The sequence below is a fragment of the Blautia sp. ZXY-1-B12 genome, from assembly GCF_056339915.1.
On sequence record NZ_JBWJVP010000201.1, the window covers coordinates 24,534 to 33,349 of the forward strand.

5 protein-coding genes and 2 pseudogenes are annotated in these 8,816 nt (G+C 39.7%); 3 read left to right on the forward strand and 4 right to left on the reverse strand.

What is annotated here, in order from left to right:
* Positions 1-55: 55 nt before the first annotated feature.
* Positions 56-1,000 (reverse strand): AraC family transcriptional regulator, encoded by a 945-nt coding sequence (locus AC075L_RS12500; protein ID WP_476387760.1) that lies wholly within the window; start codon positions 998-1,000, stop codon positions 56-58.
* A gap of 333 nt (positions 1,001-1,333) precedes the next feature.
* Between AC075L_RS12500 and AC075L_RS12505 the strand changes: the two genes are divergently transcribed.
* Together AC075L_RS12505 and AC075L_RS12510 are read left to right on the forward strand one after the other, a co-directional pair.
* Positions 1,334-2,497, forward strand: a complete 1,164-nt coding sequence (locus tag AC075L_RS12505) for an MFS transporter (RefSeq protein WP_117845471.1) — start codon at positions 1,334-1,336, stop codon at positions 2,495-2,497.
* A gap of 290 nt (positions 2,498-2,787) precedes the next feature.
* Positions 2,788-3,933, forward strand: a complete 1,146-nt coding sequence (locus AC075L_RS12510; RefSeq protein ID WP_476387761.1) for an aldo/keto reductase — start codon at positions 2,788-2,790, stop codon at positions 3,931-3,933.
* 127 nt (positions 3,934-4,060) lie between these two features.
* Here AC075L_RS12510 and AC075L_RS12515 read toward each other — a convergent pair.
* A pseudogene (locus AC075L_RS12515) lies at positions 4,061-5,416 on the reverse strand (MATE family efflux transporter).
* 175 nt (positions 5,417-5,591) lie between these two features.
* Between AC075L_RS12515 and AC075L_RS12520 the strand changes: the two are divergent.
* Positions 5,592-7,064, forward strand: coding sequence for an ISNCY family transposase (locus tag AC075L_RS12520; RefSeq protein ID WP_055200932.1), 1,473 nt, complete (start codon positions 5,592-5,594; stop codon positions 7,062-7,064).
* Between the two features lie 145 nt (positions 7,065-7,209).
* On the opposite strand, the gene AC075L_RS12525 is transcribed toward AC075L_RS12520, so the two are convergent.
* On the reverse strand, positions 7,210-7,638 hold the full coding sequence (locus tag AC075L_RS12525; RefSeq protein WP_476387762.1) for a MarR family winged helix-turn-helix transcriptional regulator: 429 nt from the start codon (positions 7,636-7,638) through the stop codon (positions 7,210-7,212).
* A 296-nt stretch (positions 7,639-7,934) separates the two neighbouring features.
* A pseudogene (locus AC075L_RS12530) lies at positions 7,935-8,816 on the reverse strand (IS1634 family transposase); the annotation flags it as partial.

Sequence of the window (8,816 nt, forward strand, 5' to 3'; positions counted from 1 at the left end):
GTTCCCTCTATCACGCTACGGTTTGAATAAGGTAAAATTACTGTAAAATATTACATTATAAATTTTTCTTTCGATATTCCGATGGTGTCTGCTTCAAGTGTTTCTTGAATACTTTAACAAAATAACTGTTATCTTTAAAACCACACCGATATGCTATTTCGTTAATTGTTAATGACGATTTTGCCAAAAGTTCCTGAGCATATTTTAACCGGTATAAGGTAACATACCCCATTGGCGACTGTGCATAGTACTTTTTAAAACATCTCCCAGCCTCGCTTCTGCTGATACCTGCAAAATCCGCCAGATTCTCCAGTGAAATTTCTTCCGCAAAATGTTCCTGTATGTAGCGTAGCATTTTTTGAATTCTTATCTGTGTCTGTTGATTTCCTTTGCTTGAATTTATATGAGAGAGTTCATTTTGATGGCAATACAAAATCTGAAATATGGATATCAGTTTTTGATGTATTTCAATTTCAGGGCATGCTGATTCTATTGGCTTAATTACGCAACGCTCAGTACTATTATCATTAACATTTTCATTTTCCGAAAGAAGTCCGTATATCTCAAACAAATGATTCAATAACGGTTTCTGCCATTCTACCGTTGAAGAAAGAATAAGATAAGGCAAATCCTGGTTGTTGAGTACAGACGCAAAATATTTTTTAAAAACAGTACTTGTCATTGGTGCAAGTACTTCATCTGCAAATACAATATTGGGACACAGACAACATTTTCCAACTTCTGTCATACGATAACTGTGCATCTGTTCAGCTCCGATCAAAATTGACTCACCTTTTAAAAGGCGCAGATGTTTCTGTCCAATCTGTACTTCAATATCCTGATAAATTGCTGAAAAAATCTCATATCCCAAATGCCAGTGCAACGGCACCTGATAATCCGCCCACTGTTCCAAATTATCTACATAATATTTTATTGGAAAAGAAGAATCCTCAAACAGAAACATTTCCTGAAGCTGATGATCAAGCAGTATCGTATCCATATCTCTTATCTCTCCTTCTTTTATATTTGGGTAAATAATACCATAAATTGAGCAGATAAACCATAGAATCGCCTATGAGCAGGTGATATTATCTGGTAAAAAGGTAACTGTTCACACGCTACTATCCCGCGAGGCGTTTTGGCATGAAAATGCCAAAATCCCGAGACATGCAAGCCAAAATTCCATTGCCGCAGGCAATCTGGAATGAATTTTGGCTACGTTACTGAGAACGGAGTGAACAGTAACGTAAAAAGCGATTATTCACAATAATATATCCAAACGATATTGATATTTGAAAAGCAATGCAAAAAGATACGGAGGTAACATATTAAAATGGCAACTATTTTACTTATTTTTATCTACATTTTTTATATCGGTCTGGGAATCCCAGACTCTCTGCTCGGTTCTGCCTGGCCGGCTATTTATGGAGAATTTCATGTTCCAGTCTCATATGCCAGCATCATTTCAGCAATTATTTCCACCGGAACAGTTCTGTCCAGCCTTTTCAGTACAAGAATCATTGCCAAACTGGGAACAGCAAAGGTCACCGCTCTTTCAACGAGTCTTACCGCAATCGCTTTATTAGGTTTTTCATGTTCCCACAACTTTCTCTGGCTTTGTTTGTGTGCGGTTCCTTTAGGAATTGGTGCCGGTTCTATCGATACTGCATTAAATAATTATGTAGCACTCCGCTATAATGCAATGCAGATGAGCTTTTTACACTGTTTTTATGGCGTTGGTGTTACTGTCAGCCCTTACCTTATGTCACTTGCATTATCAGACAACCTGAACTGGCGTGGCGGATATCGAACTGTTTTTTATATCCAGCTTATAATTGCCCTCTTATCCTTTTTCAGCCTGCCTTTATGGAAAAAGGTCAAAGCAACGCAACAAGAAGACGACAATATTTGTGTATTGCCACTATTTCAGATGATAAAGCGTAAAAAAATATGGGCCTCCTGCGGTGTATTTGTTGGAATCAGTGCCTTAGAGTCCACCTGTCTGATCTGGGGAAGTACCTATCTTTCTGATACTATCGGATTATCCGCTGATATGGCTGCAGCATTGATCACCTTCTATTTTGCTGGTATGACTCTGGGCCGTTTTCTCTCTGGTCTGTTATCCTTGAGATTTTCTGACTGGAAAATTATCACCATAGGAGAAAGTATTATACTTGCAGCCGTATGTATTTTGCTGCTGACAAATACTGTTTCCTTTGCAGTACTTGGGCTTTTTCTGGTAGGACTTGGTAACGGCCCGATTTTCCCTAATATGACTCACTTAACCCCCATCCTCTATAAAAAAGAAACATCCCAGTCCATTATCGGAATCGAAATGGCATTTTCAAACCTGAGTATCATGCTTACACCGGTGCTTTTTGGTTTTCTGTCAGACATTACCGGTACTAAAATCTTCCCGGTTTTTATGGCAGTTATGTTTGCTTTTATGGCAGGATGCACGATTATACTTAAAACAGGCGATTCCAGGAGCCGTTAACAATCTTAACTCTATAAGCCTGATATTAATTTTAAAAGATTGCTGTTCTCACGCTACTATTCCGTACAAAATAAACAGCAACTTTAAAAGTCGATTTTGTGACTGTTTTTTACTGACATTTTTTCAAAAACACTTGACTTCCAGTACTCTTTAAGTACTAATATGTAATATACACAGGTATGTTTTCCGTATGTGTCAAACATATCTACATTGAATAATAATACATGTATTGACGCATCTATACTATGTTGCAATGCATGTATTATTGCATATAAAGGAGGAAATCGATAATGAAAACACGCAGATTGGGAAAGACAAATCTTCAGGTGAGTGAAATCGGCTTCGGTGGGGAATGGCTGGAACGTCATCCGGAAGAAGAGAGCATTGAGCTGATCCGCTATGCTTCTTCAAAAGGAATCAACATTCTGGACTGCTGGATGGCAGACCCGAAATCCAGAGATATCATTGGAAAAGGAATCAAAGAAAACCGAAGCCAGTGGTTCATTCAGGGACATATTGGTTCTACATGGAAAGACAACCAGTATTTCCGTACCAGAGATATGAAATATGTCCGTCCTGCATTTGAAGACCTGTTAAAAAGACTGCAGACCGATTACATTGATCTCGGTATGATCCACTACATAGATTCCGAAGAAGAATGGGAACAGATCCAGCATTCCGATTACATAGACTACGTGATGGAATTAAAAAATACAGGTGTAATCCACCACATCGGTATGAGTTCCCATAACCCTAAAGTAGCAGTCAAAGCTGCCGAATCCGGATTCGTGGAAATGATTCTTTTCAGCATCAATCCGGCTTTCGATATGCTTCCTGCAAGTGAAAATATTGATACTATGTTTGCAGATGAATTTGACAAAAATCTCAAGGGAATCGACCCGGACCGCGCACGCTTATATAAGGTCTGTGAACAGAACGACGTCGGAATCACTGTTATGAAAGGCTTTGCCGGAGGAAGACTGTTCGATGAGAAGCGTTCTCCATTCGGTGTAACCTTAACACCAGTACAGTGTATCCACTATGCCCTGACCAGACCGGCTGTCTGTTCTATTATGTGCGGATATGATACAAAAGAGCAGATTGATGCTGCTACTGCTTACGAAAATGCTTCCGAGGAAGAAAAAGACTATGCATCCATACTTGCAAATGCACCACTTCACTCCTACCGTGGAGAATGTACTTACTGCGGTCACTGCAAACCTTGCGTATCCGATCTGGATATTGCAATGATCAATAAATTCTATGACCTTGCAACTATGCAGCCAACCGTACCGGCAACTGTACAGTCTCATTACGAACTTCTGAAACATAAAGCTTCCGAATGTATCGGATGCCAGGCATGCGAATCACGCTGTCCGTTCGGCGTTCCGATTGCAGAACGAATGAAAAAAACTGCTAAATTATTTGGATGCTAGACAATTTTTTCTGTAAATACAAAAGCAGACAATTCCCGGAAACTCCGGATTTTGTCTGCTTTAATATTTTCCCTTTAATTTTCTTAGACAATTCAAAAGTCATACTGTATTTCTAATAAACTATAAATTAGCAACGTTCTTTAGCATTCTTTTGTTCTGCGCGGTTAAGATATACATAAAATCCAATGTTCAGCACAACTCCCACCATAGTTGAAATCGGTGCTGCCAGACCAATCTTTGTGAGGCTGGCGTTTGGCTGGATACTCATAAAATATGCCAGCGGTAGTCATACCAGAAGTGTCTGGATCAGTCCCTGTGTCATAACCCAGATGGTCTTATTGTTTCCGTTGAAATAACCTACCATACTGAAAAGAATCGCTGTCACGATCGTTTCCAATGCAAAACCTTTCAGATAAGCATAACCATTCTCAATAACAGCCGCATCTGTGGAGAAAAATCCTGCAAGCATATCACCTTTGAGCATAACAAGCGCAAATACCAGACATCCGACAACCAGGCCGACTCCAATACCTGTAAACATAGATTTCTTCGCACGTTTTTTCTTTCCTGCTCCTATGTTCTGGGAAACAAAAGACGCCATGGACTGCATCAACGCACTCGGCACAAGCATCGCAAAGTTTACGATTTTACATGCAACTCCGTAACCGGAAGATGCTTCCAGTCCCAGACGATTGACAAACGCACATAATGCCAGAAATGAAACCTGTGTCAGAAACTCCTGAAGGGCCAGTGGTAATCCGATTTTCAGGAATTTTTTACACTGCGGATTCAGACGGAAATCTTTTCTTGCAATGCTAAACGGAAGTTCTTTCTTTATCAGAAGAACTACTGCAAACACCACACTAAGTGCCTGTGCAGAAACGGTCGCAATCGCAGCTCCTGCTGCATCCATATGTAATCCAGCCACGAGAGCCAAATCTCCAACCACATTTACGATACATGCAACCAGAACAAACAGCAGTGGTGATTTGCTATCTCCAAGTCCTCTGAAAATTGCAGATAGTAGATTATAAGCTACAATGAAAAAAATACCGCCTCCGCAGATACGCACATAGCTGGCAGTCAGATCAACTGCCTCTTCCGGTGCCTGCATAAGTATAGAAATCGGATGAGCAAAACATACCATTACAATAAACAAAACAACCGAAATGATGGTAAAAACAATCGCTCCTCCACCAATAACTGCTCCTATCTTTTCCGGCTTCTTTTCACCAAGATATCTGGCGATCAGAACCGTAATACCCATGGCGAACTGAACTACCACAAACGTAACCAGGTTCAGTACCTGACTTCCTGTAGAAACAGCTGAAAGTCCGGAAGTTGAACCAAATCTTCCCACTACCAGCAAGTCAACAGCACCGTAGGCTGCCTGCAAAATTAATGCCCCAAGAACCGGCATCATAAAAGCTACCAGTTTCTTCAGAATACTTCCCTGCGTAAAATCCGCTTTATCACTTTTCATAATGTTCTCTCCTCTCACTCATAATCTCATAATAGGCGTTTGCGAAACGCCACAAGCCGCATAAATACGGCATTTTTTGTTACCTATAAACAAATAACTCCTCACCGGATATGGTATAATAGAGTTGACTAAAAACTATAAACCTACATCCAAGAAAGGAGTTATTCTGATACTTATGATACCATATAAACAGCTTTCTTTGGCAGATATTTTTTCAGATTGCCATGAAAAATTTGAAAATGACAAACCTGCTTTTCTTTCTCTATTAGAAACCCATATCGATATTGATGAGTTAATTCCGATTTCTTTTAGAAATCATTTCTATGCATCGACGGGCAGAACCCGTAAATACCCTTTGCAAGCTTTTCTGTGGGCTTTGATTATTCAACGTATTTTCTCTATCCCTACGGATCAGCTTCTCCTGACTTTTCTCGCTTACTCAAAATCACTTCGGGAATTCTGTGGTTTTACTAAAGTCCCAGACGCTTCCAAAATCACCCGATTCAAACAGGATTTTTTAGATGACCTCCAGCTTGTTTTCGATAACCTTGTTGATGTTACCGAGCCTATCTGTCAGGCGATTGACTCTGCAAAAGCGGATATGACCATCTTTGATTCTTCCGGCATAGAAGCATTTGTTACCGAAAATAATCCCAAGTATGCTAACAGGATCATCAAACAGCTTAAGGCATACGCGAAAGCTCAGGGCTTTGATAAATCCTATGATCCTTATAAAGCTGCCTATGGTTCCATGCCTTCTCATGCTTCTGCTAATCCTGAGATTAAGCAGCTCTATATCAATGGGCATTTTTGCTATGTCTTCAAGTTCGGCATTGTCACTAACGGATTGGGCATCATCCGCCACATATCTTTTTATAACAAAAACTTTATGGCTTCACATCCTGATATCGTTGTCGAAAAGAAATCCGATTCCCCTGACGAAGATAAATGTGTTCATGATTCAAAGCTTTTAATCCCCACACTTAAGGACTTCTTTTCCAAGCATCCTTTGATTAATCCAAAAACCTTCCTGGGTGATGCTGCTTTCGATACCGCACAACTCTATAAGAGCCTTCTTACCGGTGACACTTTTGGTAATGACAAACATTTCTCGAAAGCTTATATTCCGCTGAATGCAAGATCCGGACTTGAAAATCTGGATTATTCCATCAATGAAGATGGTATTCCGTGTTGTCCCCATGATCCTTCTTTACAAATGAAGTACGAAGGCACTTCCAAACTTCACAGTGGAGTAACAAGATATAAATTTGTCTGTCCAAGAATGAAATGGATTTATGATAAATCAACTCAAAAATCCCATCGTCATTGTTTCTGTGACAACCCTTGTACTTCTTCTAAATGTGGGCGGATGGTCTACATCTACCCGGAAAAGGATCTTCGTGCTTATCCCGGAACGATCCGCGGCACCGAAAAATGGGATGATACCTATAAAATCAGGACTGTTGTCGAAAGAGATATCAACCACATCAAAGACAATCTCTGTCTTGCAGGACGCCGAACCCAAAATGAGAGGACTCTGCATGCTGATCTGATTCTTGCCGGGATCACACAACTTATTACTGTTGTTCTCGCAGATAAGATCAATCACCACGAATATATTCGAAGCATAAAACCACTCATAGCTTAGGACTTACCACTTTCATAAAGTCCATAGCTTATTAAAGTGCGCCTAACATGTGCGATTATCCATTTTTCATTCCACAAGTCGTGCTCTTCGCGAATTCTTCCTTGTTTTGGTTCAAGGTTACGAACGAGCACCGCGAGTTTCGCAATTACCTAATAATCTCATAAAATTTCCCGATCGTACGGATCATGCAATCTGCATCTTCCTCTGAAATATCATCCAAATACGAAGATAGTTCATTGAAATAATGCTCATCATACTTCCGGGACAAAGCTTTTCCCGCTTCCGTAAGAGTAATAAAAGTGACACGACCATCATCAGGAGAGGATAATTTCTGGAGATATCCTTTCGTTTCCATTTCTTTTACTGTTCTGGTAACTCCCGGGCGCGGAATATTCAATGCGTCACTGATGTCTGATACTTTTACACAAATGCCCTGTTTTTCCATAGTCTGGATTTTATCCATGTATTGAATGTAAGATGGCATAACACCTTGCGGCAATGGCGGAAGCATTTCCCGTATCCGCTTTGCCAGATAACATGCATCAAACATTCTTTTGATTTTCTCATTTGTCATGTTAATCTCCTTGTATAATTACCTTAGTTAATTACCTTAGTTAATTACCATTGGTAATTATATGAATGTTTTTCCGCTTTGTCAAGTAAAAAATATTACTTGTGAACTTCCAGTTTTTTCCGACTAAATCGAATGTCGCTATATCTGCGACTCAAAATAATTCTATTTTTCCGTCTTTTCTCCATCTGATCCTGCATTCAAAAAGTTCATGATCTCCTCATATGACCGCCCACTTTTTACAACCGCTGACAGGATCTCTTCTTTTCTTATGGCATCTCGCTTGTCTAACAGTTCTTTCAGATTTGCGCTGTTGCCTGGTCATACTTTTTCTTCGCTGCGATCACATCAGCCTCTGCTTTTTTCAGTTCCTTACTCAGCTCTGATGCAAAATATTTTATACTGTTCGCATTCAGTCCAAAGGCTTTCAATATTACTTTCTGATTCGCTGTTACTGCATGATCCAGACAGTATATATTGTCCAACTGACGTACCATTTCTATTTTTTCCAGCTCTTTTATTGCCGCCGATACCGTTATATAGTTCGGTTTCTTATCCGGTTTTTTCATCTCTTCTTTTAGTTTTATATACCTCTTGCAGCGCACTATCATGGATACAAATCCAACAAATATCTTCGCTCTTGCTGATTCTTCTGACTACACCCGGATGCTTTATCCAGCATGAACTGAAGCTGGGAGATATCGTTCAGACTTCCTGGATATTTTTCATAAAATAATGGTTCCTGATTATGAGTATCATACGCAACTGCATAATTAAATACCAGCTCTCCCATATCTACTTTCGGATGTCCAAATTCAACCATTTTTATATCTCCAGCCTGACAGTTTTTATTCGTTGAATCATAAGAAATATAAATCTTTTCACGGTAATTCCGTGACTCATTCCATGTATTCAGAAAGCCTGTACTCTGGTCATCTGTTACTGAATTCAGGAAATCTGATACGGTTGAATCGCTGTATTGTTTCATCTTTTCCGTAAAAAGTGGATGGTTGTATGTATAATCCGAATAGTACTGTGCTGCATTGTTTTCTGCTGTAATCAAATAAACAGCCAGATCTAAAAACAGACCCATATCACGTGATCCAAAATACTTTCCAAGGATATCTTTTAAACTGCATTCTTCTATGATCTTACGCAGTACAAAGTATGCTCCTCCCCTG